The organism is Pseudarthrobacter sp. LT1, assembly GCF_035621795.1.
Lineage (GTDB): Bacteria > Actinomycetota > Actinomycetes > Actinomycetales > Micrococcaceae > Arthrobacter.
In genome coordinates, this window is sequence record NZ_CP141830.1 from 3,711,313 (window position 1) to 3,734,855 (window position 23,543).

Sequence of the window (23,543 nt, forward strand, 5' to 3'; positions counted from 1 at the left end):
TCACCCGTTGTGTGTGATGTCTTCCCCGGGCAGCGCTGCCACCGCGGGGTTCCAGGTCATCCGGAGGACGAAGTGGGCATCGGAACTGCTCTTGGCAATCACCGCCCCTGCGTCCCCCGCGAGCTTCACGCCGAACTCGATCTGGATCTGTTCGGGGGTGAGTTCCGCCATGGCCTCCAGTGCTGCGCGGGCAGCGGGGCGGACGCTGGCAAGTGCATCTTCCAGGCGCCTGCCCGTGTCCAGGATCCCCTGTTCGTTGCGCGCGGGATGATCCACGCCGTAGCTGTTGTCCGCAGCCTCAACGAGCACGGTTCCGGATCCCACTTCGTAGCGCAGCACTTCGGTCATGGCGGATTCCTCCTGCTAATGCGAGACGCGGTAGGTGTGGCGGAGGTCGGTGCTGGGCTTAATGGCCACTGCTGTTACCACCAGTGCCACCGCCCCTGCGATCCATGACGTCCAGGCTGCGCCCGTTGCGCCCGTGTATGTCCCAAGCCATGGCGAGAGGACCAGTCCTGCGGCGAGGATGGCCTGCACGTATTCCATGGCCGGAGTTCCCGGCATGGCCAGGTTGATGATGCCGCTGACCACCAGGAGCCCGCCGAAGACGAGCATCAGGGTGGTGGACATGTTTTGCTGCCGCGTGAACAGGACCGCCACCGCGGTGAAGAGTCCGGCGGCGACCGCTACATAGTCCTGCCACCGATACCACTTTTTCACTGAACTTTCCTTTCTGATGTGGGCAGGACGCGTTGTGCGTTTCCAGCCCGCGGGCCTCAGCTTCCCGCGATTTAAGTCAACGCCTGCCGGTCATCCCCTTGTAGGGCAGAAAGACCTAGGGCGGCCCCGCACCTGCCGTCACCCCGATTCCCTGCCAACTCACAGCAATTGCCCCTGCAAAACGCGGTTACGGTGTGCAAGAGTGGCGGCAGCGCTGGGGCGCAGGTGAAGAACAGACCGCGGAGGCCGCCCGTGAACCGAAGATCAGTCCGTCCCTCCGCTGCCATGCGGCTTCCTTCCCCCGCGCTGGCGCCCGTGCTGGCGCTGCTCCTGACCGCGCTGGTGGCGTGCCAGGCGCCGACGCCCGCACCGGCGCCGCAGACTGCCACACCGTCCGGCGATGCCATCCCGTCATCGAGCGCGCCGGCAACACCCACGGCAGGCGCAAAACCCACGGCAGGCACAAGCTCCACGGCGAAGCCGGGGGACGCGGGAAAACCGGCCGGAACACCGCAGCACATCTTCGTGATCAACCTGGAGAACAAGGGGTACAGCAGTGTTTGGGGTGACAATTCCCCCGCTCCGTACCTCTCCGGAACCCTCCGGAAGAAGGGCGTGCTGCTGAAGAACTACTACGGGATCGCCCACAACTCGCTGCCCAACTACCTGGCCCAAGTCTCCGGCCAGCGGCCCAACGACAGCACGGAACTGGACTGCCACACGTACACCGAGTTCAACGCCACGGGCACTGATCCGGACGGAACGCTGCAGGGCGATGGCTGCGTTTACCCGGAGGACACCCAAACCGTGGCCGGGCAGCTGGCGGCGCAGGGCAAGACGTGGAAGGGCTACATGGAGGATATGCAGCAGCCGTGCGAGCACCCGGTCCTGGGTGAGGCGGACAACCACATCAGGGCCACGCCGGAGGAGCAGTACTCCACGCACCACAACCCCTTCATGTACTTCCGCTCCATCACGTCGTCCCCGGACTGCGCCCGTAACGTGGTCAACTTCTCCGCGCTCAAGGACGACCTGAAATCCGTGGACACCACCCCCAACCTGGCCTACATCACGCCCAACCTGTGCCATGACGGGCATGACGGCACGTGCGCCGACGGCTCTGACGGCGGCCTGGGGACAGCGGACGACTGGCTCAAGAAGCAGGTGCCGGCCATCCTGTCGTCACCGGCGTACAAGCAGGACGGCATGCTGGTGATCACCTTCGACGAGGCCGAGGGCGACACAACCGGCCCCTCCGAGGGCGACCCTGGAGTCCCGGCCGGGGGGACGGCCGGAGGAAGGGTGGGTGCCCTGGTTCTTTCCCCGTTCGCGGTTTCGGGCACTTCCTCGGACCGGCCCTACAACCACTACAGCCTGCTGGCCACCATCGAGGACCTCTTCCACCTCCCGCGCCTGGGGCTGGCCGGTGATCCCGGCGTCAGGACGTTCGGGGACGACGTCTACCGGAAGGAATCCTAAGGTGGCGCTTTCAGGAAACGGACGACGCCGGGCCGTGCTGGCAGGTGCCGCGGCGGCGGCTTTGGTGATCCTCGCCGTCGTCCTTTCCCTGGCGTTACGCGGCGGCCGACCTGCCGCAGACCCGCCGGCGTCGAACGCGCCCGCAACAGCAGCGCCCGCTGCCGCCGACCCTGCCACGGCGGCCGCCGCCGGCCCCGCAGCAGCTGCCGCCAACCCCAACGGGATCGGCAAGATCAAGCACGTGGTGATCATCACCCAGGAAAACAGATCCTTTGACAGCTACTTCGGGACGTACCCCGGGGTCGACGGGATTCCCATGAAGGACGGCAAGCCCACGGTGTGCGTTCCGGACCCTGCCGAGGGTGGCTGCGTCAGGCCCTTCTACAACTCGGCGGACAGCAACGCCGGCGGCCCGCACAGCCATGCCGATGCCACCGCTGACATCAACGGCGGGGCCATGGACGGGTTTGTGGCGCAGGCGGAGAAAGGGCTGTCAGGTTGCGGCGCCACCAGCACCAAATGCCAGTACAGCACCACCATGCCCACCGATGTGATGGGCTACCACGACGGGCGGGACCTGCCCAACTACTGGGCCTATGCGCAGAACTTCACCCTCCAGGACCATCTGTTCGCCTCCGCCGCCTCCTGGAGCCTGCCGGCGCACCTGTACCTGGTCTCGGAATGGTCGGCCAAATGCACCAAGGCCGGGGACCCGTCGTCGTGCGTGAACGCCCTGCAGGACCCGGACCCCGAACCGGAGCCGCAGATCATCAAGGACACGCTGATCGGCAAGTGCCAGGCCGGGATGGACCTGGACCCCTGCCGGGAGGCGCTGGAAGCTGCGGGCATCGACCCGGGCCTCGCCGCCCAGATTGACCAGCTCATCGGCACCAGCTGCAAGCCCACCGATTCGTACGCCATCTGCCAGGCGGCGGTGGATGCCGCCCCCGTGTCCGACGACCTGAAGAAGAAGCTCACCGAGGCCGCCAAGAAACTGGAACTGCCGGACTACGCCTGGACCGACCTGACGTTCCTGCTGCACAAGCACAAAATCCGGTGGGCCTACTACGTGTTCAACGGCACCGAACCGGACTGCCGCAATGACGCCGCCACCTGCGATCCGGTGAAGCAGGACGCCAAGACCCCCGGACTGTGGAATCCGCTGCTGTACTTCGACACGGTCAAGGAGGACGGCGAGCAGGGCAACATCAAGCCGCTGAGCGGTTTCTATGACGCCGCCAAAAACGGGACCCTGCCGGCGGTCACCTGGGTGGCGCCGACGGACAAAGTCAGCGAACACGCGCCCGCGAAGATCAGCACCGGGCAGGCCTACGTGGCCGGGCTCATCAACGCCGTGATGAGCGGGCCGGACTGGGACAGCACCGCCATTTTCCTCAGCTGGGACGACTGGGGCGGCTTCTATGACCACGAAAACCCGCCGGTGGTGGACAACAACGGCTACGGGCTGCGCGTCCCGGGCCTGGTGATCAGCCCCTACGCGAAGAAGGGGTTCATCGACCACCAGGTCATCAGCCAGGACGCCTACTTCAAGTTCATCGAGGACGATTTCCTGGGCGGCGAGCGCATCGACCCCGCCACTGACGGCAGGCCCGACGCCCGCCCTGATGTCCGCGAGAACAACCCGCAGCTGGGCGACCTGGCACAGTCCTTCGACTTCACCCAGGCACCGCTGCCGCCGCTCATCCTGCCCAACGCCACCACCTACTGACACCGGGCCCTCCGCCCGGACGCGTCCAGGTCAGGTGGCAGCCCCCTCTGCAGGATTTGCCGTGCGCGGCGCAGTGTCGGATTGCGGCGCCACGTCAGGTTGCCTCGTTTCCTCCGGCACTGCTTCAGCCAGGAGCACGGCCGGAGGCTCTGCCGGAACGGCAGCGGCCGCTGTGCCGGCGGGGGCGGGCTTGATGTTCTGGTTGACATGGAAGAAGTTGTCGGGGTCGTACTTTGCCTTGAGGTCTGCAAGCCGCGCGTAGTTCGACCCGAGGGTGTCCTCGATCCTGGCCTGGTCATCTGCGTCCTGGAAGTTAAGGTAGCCACCGGGCTCCGAGAATTCGTGGAGCGCGGTCCAGTACTCCCGGACCCACGCGATGTTCCTGTCGTTCTCGGACGGATCGGGCCACTGCGCCGCGATAACAGGCGCAAAGTCCACGTTACGGTAGGCGAAGGCGGTGGCCTCGGGAGCTACGCGCCCCACGGCGCCGTCGATCGGATAGAAGTGGTTGGCGGAGTGGACGCTGGGAATGCCCGGAGCGTATGCGACGGCGGTGCGGAGCGCATCATCGCTGAGGGTGCGGAGGAAATCGGCCTTCCAGTAGCCCTGCAGCCCCGGGATGCCGCTCAGGCCGTCGAACATGATGTTCAGTGCCGGGTACGGCATCGGGGCAAAGAAGCTGCCCAGCACCTGCCCGGCGTCAAGCATTGCCTGCCAGTGCGCGGGGCCGGCGTCAAGGTCACCGGTCCACATTCCCGCGATCACGGCCACGGGCTTCCCATGCCATTCCTCGGGAAGGAACGGAACCGGAGGACCTTGGTGGAATCCCAGGAAGGCCCCCATTTCTTCGGGTTCGGCAGCAATCCACTCGCGGTAGGCCGCACCAACTTCGGCTCCGGTCGCGGCATCGAAGAACATGATCCCCACATGGACCATGTCCACGGGGTGCACGCGGAATTCCATCGACGTGACCACTCCGAAGTTGCCGCTGCCCCCGCGGAGCGCCCAGAACAGGTCGACGTTTTCGGCTTCGCTGGCAGTGACAAAGGTCCCGTCAGCGAGGACGACATCGGCAGCAACGAGGTTGTCGCAGGACAACCCGTACTTGCGGGACAGGTACCCGATACCGCCGCCGAGGGTCAGGCCGGCGACGCCGGTTGAGCCGATGATGCCCCCTGTGCTTGCCAGCCCGAATGCATGCGTGGCGTGGTTGTAGTCTGCCCATGTTGCGCCGGGCTCCACCCTGGCCAGCCTTGCCGCAGGATCCACGCGCACTCCCCGGCGGGCCGAGAAGTCAAGGACCAGGCCGCCGTCGACCGTTCCAAATCCTGGCGCGCTGTGCCCGCCGCCGCGCACGGCAACTTCAATCCCCAGGCCCCGGGCGAAGCGTACGGCCGCCAGGACGTCCGCGACCTGCGACACCCGGAGGACCGCTGCGGGACGACGGTCGATCATCCCGTTGTACACAAGGCGCGCGGCCTCGTACTCGGCGTCGCCTTCTTCGATAACCTGCCCGCGGACCTGTTCGCGGAGCACGTCGAAACGATCGCTACCCATCACAACTCCATTTTTTGCGTCGGAGACCAAGGGCAGCCGGCTCCATCCGAGGCCCAGCGGGCGCCGGCATGATGATTCTTTCGGTATACGCCCGGGCCTGAAGAGGGTCAAGAGCGCTCCGGCGCACCCGGCTGCGGAGACGGCCGGGGCGCTATGGGGTGGCGAGCGTGCAGTCCGCCGCGTCCTCCACCACCCGCTCCAGGTCCCCGGTGCGGTGCAGCACCTCCATCTGCCGCACGGCGCCGGTGCCGTCGGCCAGCAGCCTGTCCACCAGCTCCTCCACCCGCTTCAGGTCACCCATGTCCTCCAGCGCGCCCCGGACGTGGTGCAGCAGTGAATTCACGACGGCGAGCGCGGGCGCGGGGCGGTGCGTTTGGGGATCCAGCAGCTCACCCCGCAGGCCCCACCGGCTCGCCTTCCAGCCCGCCAGCCTGAGCAGCGCCGACGGGACGGACACGGGGTCGATCCCCTCCCGCCATTCCCTGGCAGCGGTTTCCACCAGTCCCCGGGCGATTCCCGCCAGCAGCACCGTGTTTTCCGGCCGCAGGCATACGTCTGCCACACGGATCTCCACCGTGGGATAGTGCCGGGAGAGCCGGGCATCGAAGTAGACCATGCCCTCGTCCATGGCCACGCCGGTGCTCACCATGTCATGCACCAGCTGGTGGTAGGAGTCCGGGGTGCCCAGGAGTTCCAGCGGTCCGGCGGACGGCCAGCGGTTCCAGACCTGGGAGCGGTAGCTGGCGTAGCCGCTGTCCTGGCCGTGCCAGAACGGGGAATTGGCGCTCAGCGCGACGAGCACCGGCAGCCAGTTCCGCATCCGGTCCAGCACGGCCACGGCCTCCTCCGGCGACTCCACCGAGACGTGGATGTGGCAGCCGCACGTGAGCTGTTCCCTGGCGGTCAGCCCGTACTCCTCCATCATGGCCCGGAACCTGCGCAGCTGCACCGGATGGGGATCGGCAGGAAGCGGGGAGGTTCCCAGCGCGGCCACCCTGACGCCCACGTCCTCGGCCGCCTGGTGGGCAATGGCGCGACCGGCCACGATGTCCTGCTCGAGTTTTGCCAAGGTGGCGTGCGGCGGGCTGACCACCTCGATCATTTCCTGCTGGAACTCGGCCGTCAGGACTGGCCCGGACGCGGCCTCCAGCGGACGGACGTAAAGGTCAAGGAGGGCGCCTGCCATCGGGACTGCTTCCCCGGTTCCGGGGTCCACCAGGAGCAACTCCTCTTCGATGCCGAACGTCCGCCTGCCTGCGCCCGCGCCGCCGGTGCCGTCATTGCCGTAGGTGTCCATCGTCGTCGTCCCCTATCCCCTGCACCGTTGCAAGTTCCTTCCAGAAGCACCCCAGCGTGACCGCACGGTCCACCTGGACGTCCATGCCCTTCACACCCCGTCGGAAGAAGATAATAATAAGCACCCTTATCAATGGGTGGGAAGGGGTGCCGCCCGACGCGCCTCCGCTGTACTTCAGACCTACCCGCAGGTAAATTTGTACTGTGACGGGCGCCATACCCGTCCTCCCGGGCCCTTCTGCAAAGGCCCAGCGGGAGCAGCTGCTGTAGCCCAACGGCAGCGCCTTATGCAAGAGCGAAAGAGCCAAGCATGTCGGCCTCGCATTTCCAGCAATTCCTTGATGAAGCAACCACGCCCGATCCCTCCGGTGATTCCCCCCTTGGCCCCGATTGCCTTTACGGCCTTTATGTCAGCTGGGCGGCGCTGCACGGCCTGAGCCCCAAGCCGGACCAGGCCTTCCGCGCCGGGATGCTGCGCTGCGGCGTGGACGTCCGGAACTCCCGGCTCAGGATGACCGGCCCTGCGGCGGCCGACTACATCCTCAGCAGCTACCCGGCCGTCGCGTGATGGGCGGGTACTCCGGAAGCCGGCGCAAGGACGTGTGCGACGCGCTGGTCCACGACGGTCACTACGTCCACTGTGGGCAGGTGATGACGGCCAGCGGAGCCGAAATGCGCAGCATCCACGGCACCTACGGACAGGTCCCGGAAGTCCTGGGCGTCTACCTGGCCACCAGGGTGCTGCGCTGCGCCTGCGGCTTCCAGATCGAGATCCCGGACCAGGAAAGCCCCGTCCCGGACTGATGGCCTCCCCGACTGGCCGGCCTTGGCCGGGTCAGGGCGATCTCCGCAGTGCCCGGACAAAGGGCGCTTTGCCCAGGGGTGTGCGTTCGAGCCGGTCCACCGCCTGCACATCCACGGAAAGGCCGGCCACGCCTGCTGCCTCCAGTGCTGCCGCCACTTCCGTGCGCACTCCCTCAAGGGAGGCTCCGGGGACCAGGCCTGTGACCAGGACGCGCAGTCCGTAGGCTTCCTGGAGCACCTGCCATCCAGAGGCTGCCACGTCGTCGAGCACCAGGTGGAAGACGTTGGGGTGGATACTGACGATGCCTTTCCTGCCCGCGAGCTGGAGGACGTCCTCGAGGCGTCCTTCAACGTCCTCGAGCAGCTGGAAGGACCGGCCGCAGGGGCAGCCGCGCCCGTCCAGCCTGATGGTGTCCGACATTTCGTAGCGGATCAGCGGCAACGTGCGGGAGAACAGCACGGTCACCAGCAGCTTCGCCCCGGTGGTTCCCGGCGGAACCAGGTTGCCTGCGGGGTCCACCGGTTCCACGATGACCAGGTCCTCGTACACATGCCGGTTCCGGTAGGCGCAGGGGGAAGCGATCCCGGCTGTTTCAGTGGCGGCATAGACGTCGAACGGGGCGGTTCCCCAGGCCGCCTGCATCTCGGCCGCAGCCTGGGCGGTAAGCACTTCGGAAGCAGACATGATGCCTTGGGGTGCAATATGCAGCCGCCCCTCCCGCTGCTCGGCCGCCAGCGGCCCCAAGGCTGAGGCGTATCCCACCAGCACCCTGGGCTGGAACCGGTTGAGCGCTGCCACCGTCTCCTCCATGGGTGCTGTGACGTCCAGGCGGAGCGTGGGGACCAGCCGGGACCGGACAGAGGCACCCACGACGGCGGACTGGTGGCTGGGCGCCCGGGAGCTCACCAGCGCCGTCTTCAGTGGGCGGCGCGGGTTGGGTGCGATTCCGGCCCAGTCGTTGGCCCGGGCGTAGGATGCCAGGACCGAGGCCCACTCGGAGCGGTTCCAGGCAAATATCCCCCGCCCGCCAGTGGTCCCGGCCGTCGCGGCAACCCACCATCGCCCCCTGAACGGCCGGCCGGGATCACCACCGATTGCCGTGAGGGCACGCAGGTGGTCTTCAAGAGCGGCGCGGCTCAGGTCCGGCGTGGTTATCGCTTCATCAAAGTGCTCCATAAGGTCCGCTTTGGTGACGGACGGCAATTCCTGCAACGGTGCGTCGTGCAGACCGGCGTGCCGGTGCCGGTAGAACTCCGAGCCGGCATAGGTTGCCGCGCGCAGCCGGTGCAGCGCCTGTTCCTGGTGGGCGGCGATCCGGGCTGGATCCCACCCGTCCCTGCGGCGCCATGCCGCCCGAAGGGACAGCACCTGCGAGAGGAGACGGACGTTCATGGCAGGCTGCCGCATCGAAGCACGGCCGGCCCGGCGTTGCATTCGCCCTCGTCTAACTCCCCGTGGCCCGTGTCGTGGTCCCAATACATCATGGCACTGCCCCTTCCGGCCTTGAAGTCGCAACACTCCCAGTGTTGATCTTCCGCGGCCCGCCCCAGCAGCGTCAGGGTCATAGGTCCCCGCGCATCGGCGGGCCCGGGACGCACCTCCGACGTGCCTCTTCAAGCCTTTCGGGTAAGGGGATGCAAACCTTCGTGGCGCAGGGCGCGTGGCAGTGTTTTACTGCCAGCATGTCTGAAACCCTCAAGCTCAACCGCAATGAGCCCCACGACAGCAGCGTGGCCGCACGCCTGAACTGGCTGCGGGCCGGTGTACTGGGCGCGAACGACGGCATCGTCTCCGTCGCGGCAACCGTGGTGGGCGTCGCGGGCGTGACCAACGACCTGGCGCCCATCCTGGTGGCGGGCACCGCCGCTGTAGTGGGCGGTGCCGTGTCCATGGCCCTGGGCGAATACGTTTCCGTGAGCAGCCAGAGTGACAGCCAGCGTGCGCTGATTGAGAAGGAGCGCCAGGAGCTCCGGGACGATCCGGAAGGCGAACTGGACGAACTTGCCCACATCTACCAGGCGAAGGGCCTCAGCGAAGCCACCGCACGAACTGTTGCCGAAGAGTTGACGGCAAAGGACGCACTGAAGGCGCACCTGTCCGCCGAGCTGAACATCGACGAAGAAGAAGTGGTCAGCCCCTGGCACGCCGCCTTCGCCTCTGCGATCGCATTCACGGTCGGCGCCATCCTGCCCATGCTGGCCATCATTTTCCCGCCGGAGGAAGCCCGGATCCCAGTCACATTTGTTGCGGTCATCCTGGCGTTGGCCCTCACCGGGACCGTCAGCGCCAAGATCGGCGGAAGCTCCAAGCGCAAGGCCACCATCAGGCTGGTGGTGGGCGGGGCATTGGCGATGGCGTTCACCTTCGCGGTGGGCAGCCTGCTGGGCACCACCGGCATCGCCTAGCAGCCCGTCACTCCGCCTGTCCCACTGTCAGTCCGTACGGCCGCAAAACCCCTTCACATCAGCAACCTCCGCGCGTAGGGTGAACCACACAGCCGCTGGTCCTTCCGGGCCCGCGGTGGGCTCATGCAGTTGGGCTTCGGGAGCATGCCGGAGGGACCACAGGTGGGTAAGAGACCATTGAAGAACCGCGTGCGGCGCTTCGCGGCACTGGCCGCGGGCCTGATGGCCCTGCCCGCGCTGACCTCCTGCTCCGACCTGGTGTCCCGTGGCTTCCTTCCCGGTGCCCGTGACACCACCAACAACACCGAGCTGATCACGGACCTGTGGGTCAACTCCTGGATCGCTGCACTGGTGGTTGGCATCATCACCTGGGGGCTGATGATCTGGGTCATCGTGGCTTACCGGCGCAGGAAGAACACCGTGGGATTTCCGCCGCAACTGAGCTACAACCTCCCCCTGGAAGTCTTCTACCTGGCCATCCCGCTGATCGTCATCGGGGTCCTGTTCGTCTTCACGGACCGGGAGCAGCGGGCCATCGACGAGCGCTACCCCAACCCGGACGTTGTGATCGACGTCTTCGGCAAACAGTGGTCCTGGGATTTCAACTACGTCAAGGAGCAGGTCCACGAGGACGCCGGACAGCAGGCCCACCTGACCGGTGACTATGGCGCGCCGGACCGGCTGCCCACGCTCTACCTTCCCGTCGGCAAGAAAGTGGAGCTGCATCTCCAGTCCCGCGACGTGCAGCATTCGTTCTGGGTGGTGGATTTCCTGCAGAAGCGCGACCTCTACCCGGGCCACGAACAGTACAACCCGTACATCAGCATCACCCCCAACCGCATCGGCGAATACATGGGCAAGTGCGCCGAACTATGCGGCGAGTACCACTCCGAGATGCTTTTCAAGGTCCGGGTGGTCAGCCAGCAGGACTATGACAGCCACATCGCCGACCTGAAGGCGAAGGGAAACACCGGCAACCTGGGCACGGACTTCGACAGGGCGCCGATATCAGCCCCTGCACCGCAGGCCATGGAACCAGCACAGTAAAGGACGGCACTGTAATGACCACCACAGGCCAGAGAATGGGCGGAACTGCGGCCACGGCTGCGCCGGCAGTGGTCCGGCGCCCCAAGGGCGCTCTTGTGGTCAACTGGATCACCTCCACTGACCACAAGACCATCGGCTACATGTACCTGATCTCGTCCTTCGTGTTCTTCTGCGCGGGCGGGGTCATGGCGCTGCTCATCCGCGCGGAACTGTTCGAGCCCGGCATGCAGATCCTGCAGACCAAGGAGCAGTACAACCAACTGTTCACCATGCACGGCACCATCATGCTGCTGATGTTCGCCACCCCGCTGTTCGCCGGCTTCGCCAACGTGATCATGCCGCTGCAGATCGGCGCGCCCGACGTGGCGTTCCCCCGCCTGAACGCGCTGGCGTTCTGGTTCTTCCTCTTCGGCTCCACCATCGCCGTGTCCGGCTTCATCACCCCGCAGGGCGCTGCATCCTTCGGCTGGTTCGCCTACGCACCCTTGTCCAACACCACCTTCACCCCGGGCATCGGCGGTGACCTGTGGGTCTTCGGCCTGGCGCTGTCAGGGTTCGGCACCATCCTGGGCTCGGTCAATTTCATCACCACCATCATCTGCATGCGCGCCCCCGGCCTCACCATGTGGCGGATGCCGATCTTCACCTGGAACACGCTGGTCACGGCCATCCTGGTGCTGATGGCGTTCCCGCCGCTGGCCGCCGCCCTGTTCGCCCTCGGCGCGGACCGCAAGTTCGGTGCGCACATCTTCGATCCCTCCAACGGCGGCGCCATCCTTTGGCAGCACCTGTTCTGGTTCTTCGGCCATCCGGAGGTGTACATCATCGCGCTGCCGTTCTTCGGCATCGTCTCCGAGATCTTCCCGGTGTTCAGCCGCAAGCCCCTGTTCGGCTACAAAGGCATCGTGTACGCCACCATCGCCATCGCGGCCCTCTCGGTGACGGTATGGGCCCACCACATGTATGTAACGGGCGCGGTGTTCCTGCCGTTCTTCGCGTTCATGACCATGCTCATCGCGGTGCCCACCGGCGTGAAGTTCTTCAACTGGATCGGCACCATGTGGGGCGGCTCCCTGACCTTCGAGACGCCCATGCTGTGGAGCATGGGGTTCCTGGCCACGTTCCTCTTCGGCGGCCTCACGGGCATCATCCTGGCCTCGCCGCCCATGGACTTCCACGTCTCGGATACTTACTTCGTGGTGGCGCACTTCCACTATGTGGTGTTCGGCACCGTGGTGTTCGCCATGTTCGCCGGGTTCTATTTCTGGTGGCCCAAGTTCACCGGCACCATGCTCAACGAGCGCCTGGGCAAGATCCACTTCTGGATGCTGTTCCTGGGCTTCCACGCCACGTTCCTGATCCAGCACTGGCTGGGCGTCCTGGGCATGCCGCGGCGGTACGCGGACTACATGCCGGAGGACAACTTCACCTTCATGAACCAGTTCTCCACCATTGGCTCCTACCTGCTGGGCGCGTCCCTGATCCCGTTCTTCTGGAACGTCTTCATCACCTGGCGGGCCGGGAAGAAGGTCACTGTGGACGATCCCTGGGGCTTTGGCGCATCCCTTGAGTGGGCCACGTCCTGCCCGCCGCCACGGCACAACTTCACCTCCCTGCCCCGCATCCGGTCCGAGCGCCCCGCTCTGGATCTGCACCATCCCGAGCTGAGCATCCGGCTCCATCCCTCCGAGGACGCACCAGGGGAAAGCATCCTGGGGGCGGCGGACATCGGGGAACGCGACGTCCACGACCCCAACCCGAACAAGTAGCGGGCCTGGCTGTCGAGGCACCCCCCTTCGCGGCCAGTCCCCCTATCCGGCGTCCCGCATCCCAAGCCGCCCACGTACCCTTGACCTCGTTCCCCGCGGATGGAAGCCTGTGAAGATCGCGGTGGGCCTCAAGCAACGGGGTTTGTTCCTCCCAGGGGCATTCCCACTGTCGGCCAAGCACAGAGGCGGCACGAATGCGCGCAATGGTGTACCGCGGCCCTTACAAGATCCGGGTCGAAGAAAAAGACATTCCCAAGATCGAGCACCCCAATGACGCGATCATCCGGGTGACCACCGGGGCTATCTGCGGCTCCGACCTTCACCTCTACCACGGCATGATGCCGGACACGCGGGTGGGCAGCACGTTCGGCCATGAATTCGTGGGGGTGGTGCACCAGGTGGGCTCCTCGGTGCAGAACCTGATCCCCGGTGACCGCGTCATGGTGCCGTTCAACGTCTACTGCGGCTCCTGCTGGTTCTGTTCCCGCGGCCTCTACTCGAACTGCCACAACGTCAACCCCAATGCGACGGCCGTGGGCGGCATCTACGGCTACTCCCACACCTGCGGAGGGTACGACGGCGGCCAGGCAGAGTTCGTGCGGGTACCGTTCGCAGACGTGGGGCCCGGCAGGATCCCGGACTGGATGGATGAGGAGGACGCCGTGCTGCTCACCGACGCCCTTCCCACCGGCTACTTCGGGGCGCAGCTGGGCGACATCGTGGAAGGCGACACCGTGGTGGTGTTTGGCGCGGGACCCGTGGGGCTGTTCGCGGCCAAGTCCGCCTGGCTGATGGGCGCCGGCCGCGTCATCGTCATCGACCACCTGGACTACCGCCTGGAGAAGGCCCGGGACTTCGCCCACGCCGAGACGTTCAACTTTGCAGAGTACGACGACATCGTGGTGCACCTGAAGAAGGAAACCGACTACCTGGGCGCCGACGTCGTGATTGATGCCGTGGGGGCCGAGGCGGACGGAAACTTCCTGCAGCACGTCACGGCATCAAAGCTGAAGCTGCAGGGCGGCTCGCCGGTGGCGTTGAACTGGGCCATCGACTCGGTCCGGAAAGGCGGAACAGTCTCCGTGGTGGGCGCCTACGGACCCATCTTCAGCGCCGTGAAATTCGGGGACGCCGTGAACAAGGGCCTGACGCTGCGGATGAACCAGTGCCCGGTGAAACGGCAGTGGCCGCGACTGTTCGAGCACATCCGGAACGGATACCTGAAGCCCAGCGACCTGGTGACGCACCGGATCCCGCTGGAGCACATAGCCGAGGGGTACCACCTCTTCTCGGCCAAGCTGGACAACATCGTCAAGCCGCTCATCATCTCCGCCACAGCCTAAAGGGAGTGCACCATGACTGAACCGACAACCCCATACATGGCCGGCAGGTCCGCCACCCCCGAGGCCTCGGTGGCGCTGCGCGCCCGCATCCCGGGCTGGGGCGTTGATCTGGACCCAAAGGACCGGCCGTCGTTCCCCCGGGAACAGCCGGGCATCGCGACCGGAGCGCACTGGAAATTCCCGGACCGGCAGCCTGAGGACCAACCGCGTGAACGGTCCATCGAGCACGCCATGCTGACACCCGCTTTTGGCACGTCGGTCCCCCTCAAGGGGGCCTCCGGCGCCATCCGGCGGTACGCCTACGGGAGGTACAGCGAAGGCCGGGCGGCGCACTGGCTGTTGCTGATCGCCGCGGACCGCGTGGACGCCTGGGAAAACCACCTGGCGTCCTTCGCCTCGCTGCGCCCTGACAACCCTGTGACCGAAACGGGGATCGGCAGCGAGTTCTCCGGCCACGGGTTGGCGTCCCGGGCCGGACAACGGGTGGATGCGAACCACTCCTGGATGGACCCGGTGATCGTTGCCGGGCCGTGGGTACTGGCCGGGCTGGCCGGTGCCGCAGTGCTGCGGGCCGTCCGCCGCGGCCACTAACAAGAGCCCATAATTACGTCACGTCGTGGTTTCGTAATTGATGTGAACCTCGTCACTTAAAGCGCTTTCCGGCTTGGTGCTTAGGTTTGCCTACCCTACAGTTTCCTGACATAGGCAACATTCGTGTTGCCTAATAGGACTTAGGTTCAAGCAGACTTTTTTCCCCACCGAAAGCAGCCTCAATGAAGATCCGCAACAGCGCGCTGGCCGGCATCGCACTCGCCGCCACAGCAGCTCTCGGCCTGACCGCCTGCGGCGGCGGCACTCCTGCCGGCGGCACCTCGTCGTCCGCCTCCAACGGCGCCGCCTCCGGCGGGATCACGGTGTACAACGCCCAGCACGAAAGCCTCACCAAGGAATGGGTGGACGCCTTCACGGCGGAAACCGGCATCAAGGTGACCATGCGCCAGGGCTCGGACACTGAGCTCTCCAACCAGATCATCCAGGAAGGCCAGGCCTCCCCTGCGGACGTGTTCCTCACGGAAAACTCCCCCGCGATGACGCAGGTTGAGAACGCCGGCCTGTTCGCGGACGTCAACAAGGACACCCTGGCCCAGGTTCCCGCCGAGTTCGCACCGTCCACCGGCAAGTGGACGGGCATCGCCGCCCGCTCCACCGTCCTGGTGTACAACAAGACCAAGCTCACCGAGGACCAGCTCCCCAAGTCCATGCTTGACCTGGCCAAGCCTGAATGGAAGGGCAAGTGGGCCGCATCCCCCACGGGCGCAGACTTCCAGGCCATCGTTTCAGCGCTGCTGGAACTGAAGGGCGAGTCCGCCACCGAGGAGTGGCTGAAGGGCATGAAGGAAAACTCCAAGGCCTACAAGGGCAACAGCACGGCCATGAAGGCCGTCAACGCCGGTGAAGTGGACGCCGCCCTGATCTACCACTACTACTACTACGGCGACCAGGCCAAGACAGGCGAGAACTCCAACAACGTCACCCCGTACTACTTCAAGAACCAGGACCCCGGCGCGTTCCTGTCCGTCTCCGGCGGCGGCGTGCTCAAGTCCTCCAAGAACGCTGCCGCTGCGCAGGAGTTCCTGAAGTTCATCACGGGCAAGAAGGGCCAGGAAGTCCTCAAGAACGGTACGTCCTTCGAGTACGCCATCGGCTCCGACGTCCCCGCCAACGACAAGCTGGTTCCGATCAAGGACCTGCAGGCTCCCAAGGTTGACGCCGCCAAGCTTAACTCCGAAAAGGTCACCGATCTGATGACCCAGGCCGGACTACTCTAATTCCGTGACCTCCGATCTATCGGCTCCCCCCAGGGCGGGCACGACGACGGCGGGCCGGGGCAGCAGCCCCCGCCCGCCTTTCGGCGTTTCCGCGGTGTCCGTCCTGGCGGTGCTGATCGCCCTCTTCTCCCTCGTCCCGCTGGGGTACGTGGCCTACATGACGGTGGCAACCGGGTGGGATACCGCCGTCGGCCTCATCCTGCGGCCCCGCGTGGGGGAACTGCTGCTGAATACCCTGCTCCTGATGGCCGCCACCATCCCGCTATGCCTGCTGCTTGGCGTGGCGGGAGCCTGGCTGGTGGAACGGACCAGGCTGCGCGGCCACCGGGTGTGGGCCGTGCTGCTGGCCGCCCCGCTGGCCGTCCCGGCGTTCGTCAATAGCTATGCCTGGGTCTCGGCCATCCCGTCGCTGGGCGGGCTGGGGTCGGGGATCCTGATCTCCACGCTGTCCTATTTCCCGCTGGTGTACATCCCGGCCGCAGCCACTTTGAGCCGGCTGGACCCCGCCATTGAGCAGTCCGCCGCAGCGCTGGGGCTCGGTGCCTGGCGGACCTTCTTCCGGGTGGTCCTTCCCCAGCTCAGGATTGCGCTGACCGGCGGGGCGCTGCTGGTGGGGCTGCACCTGCTGGCCGAATACGGCGCGTTCGCCATGATCCGGTTCGATACCTTCACCACCGCGATCATGACCCAGTACCAGTCCACCTTCAACGGCGCGGCGGGAAACATGCTGGCCAGCGTCCTGGTGTTCTTCTGCCTGCTCCTGCTGCTCGCGGAAGTCCGCAGCCGCGGCTCCGCGCGCTACGCCCGGATCGGCTCAGGCGTTCAGGCCAAGGCACTGCGCCTGCCCCTGCACGCGTACCAGATCCCCGCCCAGATCTTCCTGCTGGCGCTGACCGCCCTGGCCTTCGGCCTCCCGCTGTACTTCGTGCTGCGCTGGATCCTGGCCGGCGGGGCGGACGTCTGGACAGCATCCGAATTCCTCCCGGCGCTCGTCACCACGTTCAGCTACGGGCTCGCCGGCGCCGCTGCCACCACCGTGGTGGCCTTCCCCATGGCCTACCTCGCCGTGCGCCACCCCGGCTGGTTCAGCAAGTCCCTGGAACTGTCCAACTACGTCACCAGCTCCATGCCCGGCATTGTGGTGGCGCTGGCGTTCGTTACCGTCAGCATCCGCATGGTGCCCGGGATGTACCAGACCGCGGGGCTGCTGGTTGCGGCGTACGTGCTCCTGTTCCTCCCCCGGGCCCTGGTGAACCTGCGGGCCGGACTCGCACAGGCCCCCAAGGAACTGGACGAGGCCGCCCAGGCGCTCGGAAAGCCGCCGCTGCTGGCCTTCATCCGCGTGACCCTGCGGCTCACTGCCCCTGCAGCAGCCGGCGGGGCAGCCCTGGTGTTCCTGGCCATCGCCAACGAGCTCACCGCCACCTTGCTCCTGTCCCCCAACGGCACCAGGACACTGGCCACCGAGTTCTGGAGCAAGAGCAGCGAGATCGACTACGCCGGCGCCGCGCCCTACGCGCTGCTGATGATCGTGCTTTCCGCCCCCATGACCTACCTCCTCTTCCAACAGTCCAAGAAAGTAGCCGGACAGTGACAGCACCCTCAACCCGCAGGCTGCCCGAGCCTCGGGTGGCACCCTCCGTGGCCGCAACCACCAACAGCCACCTGCAGATCACGGACGTCACCAAGAACTTCGGATCACAGGCGGTCCTGAGGGGCGTCAACCTGTCGGTGGCCAAGGGCGGAACCACCGCCATCGTGGGCCCCTCCGGTTCGGGCAAGACCACCCTCCTGCGCCTGATCGCCGGGTTCGAACACCCGGACACCGGGACCATTTCGCTCAACGGCACCACCGTGGCCGGTGACGGTGCCTGGCTTCCGGCGCACAAGCGGCAGATCGGGTACGTGGCCCAGGACGGCGCCCTGTTCCCGCACCTTACCGTGGGCCAGAACGTTGCCTTCGGCCTCAACGCAGCCAGGCTCGAGGGCGGCCGCCGCGCCGTCACCGCCCGCGTGGCGGAGCTGCTGGAAATGGTGTCGCTGGATGCTTCCATGGCCAAGCGCCGGCCGCACCAGCTCTCCGGCGGCCAGCAGCAGCGGGTTGCCCTGGCCCGGGCGCTGGCCCGTGAACCGGAGCTGATGCTCCTTGACGAGCCGTTCTCCGCCCTGGACGCGGGGCTGCGCGTGGCCACCCGCCGCGCCGTGGCCAAGGTCCTGGCCGAGGCCGGCGTCACCACCATCCTGGTCACCCACGACCAGGCCGAGGCACTCTCCTTCGCGGACCAGGTGGCCGTGATGCGCGGCGGCAAGCTGGCCCAGATCGGCAATCCCTTTGTGGTGTACACCCGCCCTGCGGACCGGGCCACCGCCGAGTTCCTGGGCGACGCTGTCATCCTGGACGCGTGGCTGGAAGGAACGCTGGCTACCTGCTCGCTGGGCGCGATCCCCGTGCGCCGGCCCCCGGCCCAAGGACGCGTGCAGCTGATGCTGCGGCCCGAGCAGATCCGCATCGCCGAGGACGGCCCCATCCGCGGCGTGGTGGTGGACACGGACTACTTCGGCCCCGAAACCACCGTGCGGCTGAAGCTGAACGTGCCAAAGGAAGTGGCGGAGCACGCCGACCACCGCTACCCGGGCGGCGGCGAAGTGATCACCATCCGGCACTGGAACGCCTCGATCGCCCGTCCGGGCATGGAGCTGTGCCTGCGGGTGGTGGGCGAAGCCGTCGCGTTCCCCATGGACGAGTAGTCCTCCCGAGCCACACGTGTCACAGAAAAAACACCGGGCGGAAACACTGCGGCAACCTGTCCACGGCAAGCTGGGCTTACGGGGATACAACAGCAGGAGGCAGCCCATTATGGAGGCACAAGGACTTGGCACCGCCCAGCTCCGCATCGGGGACCAGATCGAGGCGTGGCACCGGGGCAGGCTTTTCCACAAAGGCCGGGTGACCGGCGTCGTCCCGGCCCTGGAACTCTTCTGGATCCTGGACGCCCGGACCGGCACGCGCAAGCTGCTGGACCCGGAGGCCCTGGAGATCCGCCACGTGGACCCTCCGGTCACGCTGGAGGTTTCAGCCAAACCCCAGCCTCCGGCCAAGCCCCTCGCCACCGCCTAGCGCGGGAGCGTCAGGTGCGCTCCTGGTAGACGTCCGGGACGCCGTCGTGGTCAGAGTCCACCTGCTCCAACTCTTCAGCGATCCGGTACTGGCGGTTGCGGGTGCGCAGGACAGCCGTTGCCAGCAGCGCGGCGATCAGTGAGGCGGCCAGGATACCCACCTTGGCATGGTCGTCGTGGAGGCTGCCGTGGCCGAAGCTGAGCTCTGCCACCAGCAGGGAGACGGTGAATCCGATCCCGGCCAGCAGCGCAACGCCGAACACGTCGATCCACTTGAAGGAGCTGTCCAGGCTTGCCCTGGTGGCTTTGGTCAGGATCCAGGTGGTGCCCATGATGCCGATCGGCTTGCCCAGGACCAGGCCCAGGATGATGCCCAGCGCCACGGGATCGGACAGTGCTGACCCCAGGCCCTCCCAGCCGCCCACGGCCACGCCGGCGGAAAAGAACGCGAAGATGGGAACGGCCACGCCGGCGGAGATGGGCCGGAACCGGTGCTCGAAAATCTCGGCAAGCCCGGGGCCGGCTTCGGGGCCGCCGGAGGCCTGCGACCGGATCACGGGAACGGCGAAGCCCAGGAGTACGCCGGCAACGGTGGCGTGGATGCCCGACGCGTGCACCAGGGCCCAGGTCACGCCACCCAGCGGCAGCAGGATCAGCCAGGCAGCGGCTGCGTGGCGGCCGAAGAACCGGCGGTACTTCTGGGCCAGGAAGGCGTAGATGGCCAGCGGGATGAGCGCCAGGAGCAGCGGGGTGGCCTGGATATCGCTGGAGTAGAAGAACGCGATGATGGTGATGGCGATGAGGTCATCCACTACGGCCAGCGTCAGCAGGAAGATCCGCAGGGCGCTGGGCAGGTGCGAGCCGATGATGGCCAGGACGGCAACGGCAAAAGCAATGTCCGTTGCCGTGGGAATGGCCCAGCCGCGGAGCGTTTCCGGACTGGAAAGATTGACGACGGCGTAGATCGCCGCCGGGACGGCCACGCCTCCCACGGCGGCCGCCACCGGAACTATCGACTTGCTGATTTGGCGCAGGTCACCGGCCACGAATTCGCGCTTGAGCTCCAACCCCACCAGGAAGAAGAAGATGGCCAAGAGGCCGTCCGCCGCCCACGCCCCGAGGCTCAGTTCCAGGTGCCATGGTGCGTAGCCCACTTTCAAGTCCCGGAGGGCAAAGTAGCTGTCCGACGCCGGGGAGTTGGCCCAGATGAGCGCAATAACGGCAGCAGCCACCAGGAGGGCGCCGCCCACCGTCTCCTTGCGGAGGATCTCACCGATCCGCAGTGCTTCGGCGTAACTGCCGCGGGAAAAGACGGTGGAGCCAAAGAACGTCTTCCGGCGCGGGGTGGGCGGGGTCGTGTTCATGCGGGCGTCCTTAAATCCGGGTTCGACAAATCCATGCCGACCAGACTTCCCGGCGCACCTTTCGTCCATTCTACGGGGCGTGGCAGCTGGCCCCTAAATAGCGACTCCGGCAGAAATATCAGGTTTTTGTGGGGCAGTTCACAGAAAGACCCATCCTCGAACACCTGTGGCACCGAACCATTAATGTCCCTCATCCGGGGCAAACCGTCACACGCATGAGGAGAATGCTTTCCGATGAACAAGACACTTCGATTCCTCGCAGTTCCCACCCTGGCCCTGGGCGCCCTTGCCCTCGCCGGTGGCCCCGCCTCCGCAGCTGACCACACCTACCAGTCCACCTTGTCCCAGATCAACGGCAGCTCGGCCTCAGGCACCATCACCGTGGATGTCACCGGCAACCAGGCCCACGCCGTCCTTAAGGTCTCCGGGCTGGCCCCGACCTTCAACAACGCCCCTTACCCGCACGTGCAGCACATCCACGGCGGCGCCCAGGGTACGTGCCCTGCACCGTCGGCCGACAAGGACGGCGACGGGGTCGTCTCCACCACCGAAGGCGCGCCGGGCTACGGCGGGATCGTGACCACCCTCTCCACCAGCGGCGACACCAGCCCCGCCGCGGGCCTTGACCTAAAGCTCGCCGGCCAGGGAGCCAGCTACACCGTTGACCGCACGTTCGACCTCAACGCCGAGACCAAGGCCGCGCTGGAAGCCGGCACCGCGGTGGTGGTTGTCCACGGGCTGGATCCCGCCACCCTCAGCCCCGCCGGGCAGGCCGCCAAGTCCGACCTCGTTCCGAGCCTCCCACTCGCCGCCACCTCTCCCGCCCTGTGCGGCACCCTGAAGGCCGGCCAGATGAAGATGCCGGCGGGCGGCGCCGATACGGGTGTAGCCCAGCAGGCGGGCGGCGTTGATGCCGGCACCCTCGCCCTGGGCGGCGGCCTGGTCCTGGCAGCGGCTGCCGGCGGGGCCTACGTAGTCCGCCGCCGCGGTTCCGGTTCAGCAGCCTAAGTCCGGCCGGCTGGACCACGCTGTGTTCTTCCTGAATTCCGGCAGCCGCGGGAGCCTCCGGGCTCCCGCGGCTGCCGGGCTTCTCTTCCTGCTCACCTTGGCAGGCTGCGGCACCGTGCCCGGAACGTCCGACGCCGGCCCTGCCCCTTCGGCGCCCACCCCGCCCTCCAGCGTCACGGCTCCGTCCGTGTCCGGCGCTTCGCCGCCGTCGTCTGCACCCGGCGGCCCGCCGGGAGAGGCCGCACCTGCCGCCGTCGGACATTCCCTGCCGCGGTCCGAACCCGTGGTCCTGGACATTCCGTCGATTGGCCTCCGCACCGATTTGCTCAGCCTGGGCCTGCGCACAAACGGGTCTCTGGAGGTACCGGAGGACACTGGCAATGGTGCCCCCGCCGGCTGGTACAACGGCTCGCCAACTCCGGGAGAGGGCGGCCCGTCGGTGATTCTCGGTCACGTCAATGCCCTGGGCGGCCACAAGGGTGTCTTCGCCGACCTCCGCAAACTCGCGCCGGGATCCGACGTCAATGTCGCGCGGGCCGATGGCAGTACGGCCACCTTCACAGTGGAACGCGGCGCCCTCTACAGCAAGGACAGTTTCCCCACGGTAGAGGTTTATGGAAATACGGCAGGCCCGGAACTGAGGCTCATCACGTGCGACGGCTATGACCCCGCCACCGGCCTCTTCGATGACAACTACGTTATTTTCGCCAAGCTCAAAGCCTGAACGGACAGCTCACAACCGGCCGCCACAACAGGACGGCAAGGATGGATAAGTCATGAAGAACCGCATTCCCCTGCTGGTGCCACTGGCGCTGTCCCTGCTGCTTTCGGGTTGTGCCGCAGCGGCGGGATCAACAGAGCCGTCGGCGCCGGCTGAGTCTCCTGCCTCAGCGGGACCGGCCTCGGGCGGGCATGCCGGCCACCACGGCAGCGCCACTGCCTCCCCTCCAGCAAGCACCGCAGGTCCCAGCGAAGCCGCCAAGATGGTGTGTGGCGACCAGCCGATGGACAGGCTCACCACCATCCTGTCGCTTAGCCAGAATCCGCATACCGTCAGCAGCTGGGCCAACAGCACCTTCACGTGCACCTATCACCTGCCTGAGGGCGCCCTGACAATTTCGGTGCAGGAAGCTCCTGACCAGGCGAAGGCACGGACATATTTTGATGCCATGCAGGCACTCGCCACTGATGCCACCCCCATTGAGGGGCTGGCCAACCTGGGTTTCCCCGCTTATGAGACCGCAGGATCCGCGGTCTTCCAAAAGGACAATTTTGTGCTGCAGGTGGACGCGTCCGCGCTTCCGGCCGCAGTGGGCCCACATGCCATTAGCCCCAACGAGTTGGCCTATCAGCTGTCCACCACCATCCTGGCGTGTTGGGTGGAGCACCACTAACCGGCCCGGCGGCCTCCGGCATGGGCCGGCCGGCTGTGCAGCTGGATGGCCCGCACGGCACGGTCCAGGTAGGTACGCGCCTCCGGGGAATTGGCAAGCTTCACCAGTTCCGCCGCCACCACCACCAGTTTGACGTTCCGGTGGCTGCTGGTGCTCACCAGCATCTGGAACGCGTCATCGGAGCCAAGCTTCAGCTGGCCCATAAGGATCCCCCGGGCCTGGTCAATCACTGTGCGGGTTGCCGTGGCGCCCGCCACCGCCTCCTTCGCTGTTTCTTCGGTTTCGCGCTGCAGCGTCCGGCTGAGGTCCACCGTCACGCCTTCGAGCGCCACCACCGTCCCGTCCGGGCCGAGGAAAGCCTCACCGGAGGTCAGCACGCGACGGGTCCTGCCGTGCGCGTCGACCAGCCGGTGGTACATGCAGAAGAACCCGCCGGTGGTGGACACCTGCGTCACAATTTCCTCGCACCGCCCCCGGTCATCGGGATGCTTATGGGCGAAGAGCAGTTCCATCGTGGGCACGACCTCGCCACGGCGGTAACCGTGCAGCCGGTACATCCCGTCCGACCAGTGGAAGGTTGGGCCTGCCGGTCCGATGTCCACCCTGAAGGTGCCGGCGTCACTTTCGCTGTCCCCGAGGGCACTCGAATACGTGTACAGGTCACTGAGCTCCGTCACAGGT

The 23,543-nt window shown here is 66.5% G+C and carries 23 protein-coding genes; 16 read left to right on the forward strand and 7 right to left on the reverse strand.

Annotated features, from left to right (window positions below):
- Positions 1 to 348, reverse strand: a complete 348-nt coding sequence (locus VIK36_RS17465) for a CU044_2847 family protein (RefSeq protein WP_255173128.1) — start codon at positions 346 to 348, stop codon at positions 1 to 3.
- 15 nt (positions 349 to 363) lie between these two features.
- Complete coding sequence (locus VIK36_RS17470) at positions 364 to 720, reverse strand: SPW repeat domain-containing protein (RefSeq protein WP_255173129.1); 357 nt, start codon at positions 718 to 720, stop codon at positions 364 to 366.
- Positions 721 to 972: 252 nt separating this feature from the next.
- Between VIK36_RS17470 and VIK36_RS17475 the strand changes: the two genes are divergently transcribed.
- Both VIK36_RS17475 and VIK36_RS17480 read left to right on the forward strand, forming a co-directional pair.
- Positions 973 to 2,199: an alkaline phosphatase family protein gene (locus tag VIK36_RS17475; protein ID WP_324642940.1), complete on the forward strand. Its 1,227-nt coding sequence runs from the start codon at positions 973 to 975 to the stop codon at positions 2,197 to 2,199.
- A 1-nt stretch (position 2,200) separates the two neighbouring features.
- A complete protein-coding gene (locus VIK36_RS17480) occupies positions 2,201 to 3,928 on the forward strand; it encodes an alkaline phosphatase family protein (protein ID WP_324642942.1) in 1,728 nt (575 codons plus the stop codon).
- Positions 3,929 to 3,958: 30 nt separating this feature from the next.
- On the opposite strand, the gene VIK36_RS17485 is transcribed toward VIK36_RS17480, so the two are convergent.
- Both VIK36_RS17485 and VIK36_RS17490 read right to left on the reverse strand, forming a co-directional pair.
- Positions 3,959 to 5,485, reverse strand: coding sequence for an FAD-dependent oxidoreductase (locus VIK36_RS17485; protein ID WP_324642943.1), 1,527 nt, complete (start codon positions 5,483 to 5,485; stop codon positions 3,959 to 3,961).
- Positions 5,486 to 5,636: 151 nt separating this feature from the next.
- The gene (locus VIK36_RS17490) at positions 5,637 to 6,782 is read right to left on the reverse strand and encodes a glutamate--cysteine ligase (protein WP_324642944.1); all 1,146 of its coding nucleotides are present in this window, start codon (positions 6,780 to 6,782) and stop codon (positions 5,637 to 5,639) included.
- A 309-nt stretch (positions 6,783 to 7,091) separates the two neighbouring features.
- Between VIK36_RS17490 and VIK36_RS17495 the strand changes: the two genes are divergently transcribed.
- Both VIK36_RS17495 and VIK36_RS17500 read left to right on the forward strand, forming a co-directional pair.
- Positions 7,092 to 7,349, forward strand: a complete 258-nt coding sequence (locus VIK36_RS17495) for a hypothetical protein (protein WP_224026932.1) — start codon at positions 7,092 to 7,094, stop codon at positions 7,347 to 7,349.
- On the forward strand, positions 7,349 to 7,585 hold the full coding sequence (locus VIK36_RS17500; protein WP_324642945.1) for a hypothetical protein: 237 nt from the start codon (positions 7,349 to 7,351) through the stop codon (positions 7,583 to 7,585). Before VIK36_RS17495 ends, VIK36_RS17500 begins: the two co-directional genes overlap by 1 nt.
- A 31-nt stretch (positions 7,586 to 7,616) precedes the next feature.
- On the opposite strand, the gene VIK36_RS17505 is transcribed toward VIK36_RS17500, so the two are convergent.
- On the reverse strand, positions 7,617 to 8,978 hold the full coding sequence (locus VIK36_RS17505) for a phenylacetate--CoA ligase family protein (protein WP_324642946.1): 1,362 nt from the start codon (positions 8,976 to 8,978) through the stop codon (positions 7,617 to 7,619).
- Positions 8,979 to 9,268: 290 nt separating this feature from the next.
- Between VIK36_RS17505 and VIK36_RS17510 the strand changes: the two genes are divergently transcribed.
- The 9 genes from VIK36_RS17510 (at position 9,269) to VIK36_RS17550 (ending at position 19,097) form a co-directional block, all read left to right on the forward strand.
- A complete protein-coding gene (locus tag VIK36_RS17510) occupies positions 9,269 to 9,991 on the forward strand; it encodes a VIT1/CCC1 transporter family protein (protein ID WP_255173135.1) in 723 nt (240 codons plus the stop codon).
- 144 nt (positions 9,992 to 10,135) lie between these two features.
- Positions 10,136 to 11,038 carry a cytochrome c oxidase subunit II gene (locus VIK36_RS17515; RefSeq protein ID WP_420716222.1) on the forward strand — a complete coding sequence of 301 codons (903 nt, stop codon included), beginning with the start codon at positions 10,136 to 10,138 and terminating at the stop codon, positions 11,036 to 11,038.
- A 35-nt stretch (positions 11,039 to 11,073) separates the two neighbouring features.
- Positions 11,074 to 12,807: a cytochrome c oxidase subunit I gene (gene ctaD, locus VIK36_RS17520; RefSeq protein ID WP_255175647.1), complete on the forward strand. Its 1,734-nt coding sequence runs from the start codon at positions 11,074 to 11,076 to the stop codon at positions 12,805 to 12,807.
- Between the two features lie 194 nt (positions 12,808 to 13,001).
- Positions 13,002 to 14,150: a zinc-dependent alcohol dehydrogenase gene (locus tag VIK36_RS17525; RefSeq protein ID WP_324642947.1), complete on the forward strand. Its 1,149-nt coding sequence runs from the start codon at positions 13,002 to 13,004 to the stop codon at positions 14,148 to 14,150.
- 12 nt (positions 14,151 to 14,162) lie between these two features.
- Positions 14,163 to 14,741, forward strand: a complete 579-nt coding sequence (locus VIK36_RS17530) for a hypothetical protein (RefSeq protein WP_324642949.1) — start codon at positions 14,163 to 14,165, stop codon at positions 14,739 to 14,741.
- Between the two features lie 182 nt (positions 14,742 to 14,923).
- Positions 14,924 to 15,979 carry an iron ABC transporter substrate-binding protein gene (locus tag VIK36_RS17535; RefSeq protein WP_324642950.1) on the forward strand — a complete coding sequence of 352 codons (1,056 nt, stop codon included), beginning with the start codon at positions 14,924 to 14,926 and terminating at the stop codon, positions 15,977 to 15,979.
- Positions 15,980 to 15,983: 4 nt separating this feature from the next.
- Positions 15,984 to 17,573: an iron ABC transporter permease gene (locus VIK36_RS17540; RefSeq protein ID WP_324642952.1), complete on the forward strand. Its 1,590-nt coding sequence runs from the start codon at positions 15,984 to 15,986 to the stop codon at positions 17,571 to 17,573.
- Positions 17,570 to 18,727, forward strand: coding sequence for an ABC transporter ATP-binding protein (locus VIK36_RS17545; protein ID WP_255173140.1), 1,158 nt, complete (start codon positions 17,570 to 17,572; stop codon positions 18,725 to 18,727). Before VIK36_RS17540 ends, VIK36_RS17545 begins: the two co-directional genes overlap by 4 nt.
- A gap of 109 nt (positions 18,728 to 18,836) precedes the next feature.
- Entirely contained in the window at positions 18,837 to 19,097 is a 261-nt protein-coding gene (locus VIK36_RS17550; protein WP_324642953.1) for a hypothetical protein, read from the forward strand.
- A 10-nt stretch (positions 19,098 to 19,107) separates the two neighbouring features.
- Here the strand turns inward: VIK36_RS17550 and nhaA are convergent, their stop codons facing one another.
- The gene (gene nhaA / locus VIK36_RS17555) at positions 19,108 to 20,460 is read right to left on the reverse strand and encodes a Na+/H+ antiporter NhaA (RefSeq protein WP_324642954.1); all 1,353 of its coding nucleotides are present in this window, start codon (positions 20,458 to 20,460) and stop codon (positions 19,108 to 19,110) included.
- A 234-nt stretch (positions 20,461 to 20,694) separates the two neighbouring features.
- On the opposite strand from nhaA, the gene VIK36_RS17560 reads away from it, so the two are divergent.
- Genes VIK36_RS17560 through VIK36_RS17570 form a run of 3 tightly spaced genes read left to right on the forward strand, consistent with a single transcriptional unit; the run spans position 20,695 to position 22,862 of the window.
- Positions 20,695 to 21,468 carry a hypothetical protein gene (locus VIK36_RS17560; protein WP_324642956.1) on the forward strand — a complete coding sequence of 258 codons (774 nt, stop codon included), beginning with the start codon at positions 20,695 to 20,697 and terminating at the stop codon, positions 21,466 to 21,468.
- 22 nt (positions 21,469 to 21,490) lie between these two features.
- A complete protein-coding gene (locus tag VIK36_RS17565) occupies positions 21,491 to 22,192 on the forward strand; it encodes a class F sortase (RefSeq protein ID WP_324642957.1) in 702 nt (233 codons plus the stop codon).
- Between the two features lie 52 nt (positions 22,193 to 22,244).
- The gene (locus VIK36_RS17570) at positions 22,245 to 22,862 is read left to right on the forward strand and encodes a hypothetical protein (protein ID WP_324642958.1); all 618 of its coding nucleotides are present in this window, start codon (positions 22,245 to 22,247) and stop codon (positions 22,860 to 22,862) included.
- On the opposite strand, the gene VIK36_RS17575 is transcribed toward VIK36_RS17570, so the two are convergent.
- Complete coding sequence (locus VIK36_RS17575; RefSeq protein WP_324642959.1) at positions 22,859 to 23,539, reverse strand: PAS and ANTAR domain-containing protein; 681 nt, start codon at positions 23,537 to 23,539, stop codon at positions 22,859 to 22,861. The genes VIK36_RS17570 and VIK36_RS17575 overlap by 4 nt on opposite strands.
- Positions 23,540 to 23,543: the final 4 nt, after the last annotated feature.

Excerpts from the sequence above, each read along its gene's own strand:
- VIK36_RS17535 (WP_324642950.1), top strand. The coding sequence starts at position 14,924 with ATGAAGATCCGCAACAGCGCGCTGGCCGGCATCGCACTCGCCGCCACA.
- VIK36_RS17495 (WP_224026932.1), top strand. The coding sequence starts at position 7,092 with ATGTCGGCCTCGCATTTCCAGCAATTCCTTGATGAAGCAACCACGCCC.
- VIK36_RS17505 (WP_324642946.1), bottom strand. The coding sequence starts at position 8,978 with ATGAACGTCCGTCTCCTCTCGCAGGTGCTGTCCCTTCGGGCGGCATGG.
- VIK36_RS17525 (WP_324642947.1), top strand. The coding sequence starts at position 13,002 with ATGCGCGCAATGGTGTACCGCGGCCCTTACAAGATCCGGGTCGAAGAA.
- VIK36_RS17510 (WP_255173135.1), top strand. The coding sequence starts at position 9,269 with ATGTCTGAAACCCTCAAGCTCAACCGCAATGAGCCCCACGACAGCAGC.
- VIK36_RS17570 (WP_324642958.1), top strand. The coding sequence starts at position 22,245 with ATGAAGAACCGCATTCCCCTGCTGGTGCCACTGGCGCTGTCCCTGCTG.
- VIK36_RS17530 (WP_324642949.1), top strand. The coding sequence starts at position 14,163 with ATGACTGAACCGACAACCCCATACATGGCCGGCAGGTCCGCCACCCCC.
- VIK36_RS17490 (WP_324642944.1), bottom strand. The coding sequence starts at position 6,782 with ATGGACACCTACGGCAATGACGGCACCGGCGGCGCGGGCGCAGGCAGG.
- nhaA (WP_324642954.1), bottom strand. The coding sequence starts at position 20,460 with ATGAACACGACCCCGCCCACCCCGCGCCGGAAGACGTTCTTTGGCTCC.
- VIK36_RS17515 (WP_420716222.1), top strand. The coding sequence starts at position 10,136 with ATGCCGGAGGGACCACAGGTGGGTAAGAGACCATTGAAGAACCGCGTG.
- ctaD (WP_255175647.1), top strand. The coding sequence starts at position 11,074 with ATGGGCGGAACTGCGGCCACGGCTGCGCCGGCAGTGGTCCGGCGCCCC.
- VIK36_RS17500 (WP_324642945.1), top strand. The coding sequence starts at position 7,349 with ATGGGCGGGTACTCCGGAAGCCGGCGCAAGGACGTGTGCGACGCGCTG.
- VIK36_RS17465 (WP_255173128.1), bottom strand. The coding sequence starts at position 348 with ATGACCGAAGTGCTGCGCTACGAAGTGGGATCCGGAACCGTGCTCGTT.
- VIK36_RS17485 (WP_324642943.1), bottom strand. The coding sequence starts at position 5,485 with ATGGGTAGCGATCGTTTCGACGTGCTCCGCGAACAGGTCCGCGGGCAG.
- VIK36_RS17560 (WP_324642956.1), top strand. The coding sequence starts at position 20,695 with ATGAACAAGACACTTCGATTCCTCGCAGTTCCCACCCTGGCCCTGGGC.
- VIK36_RS17550 (WP_324642953.1), top strand. The coding sequence starts at position 18,837 with ATGGAGGCACAAGGACTTGGCACCGCCCAGCTCCGCATCGGGGACCAG.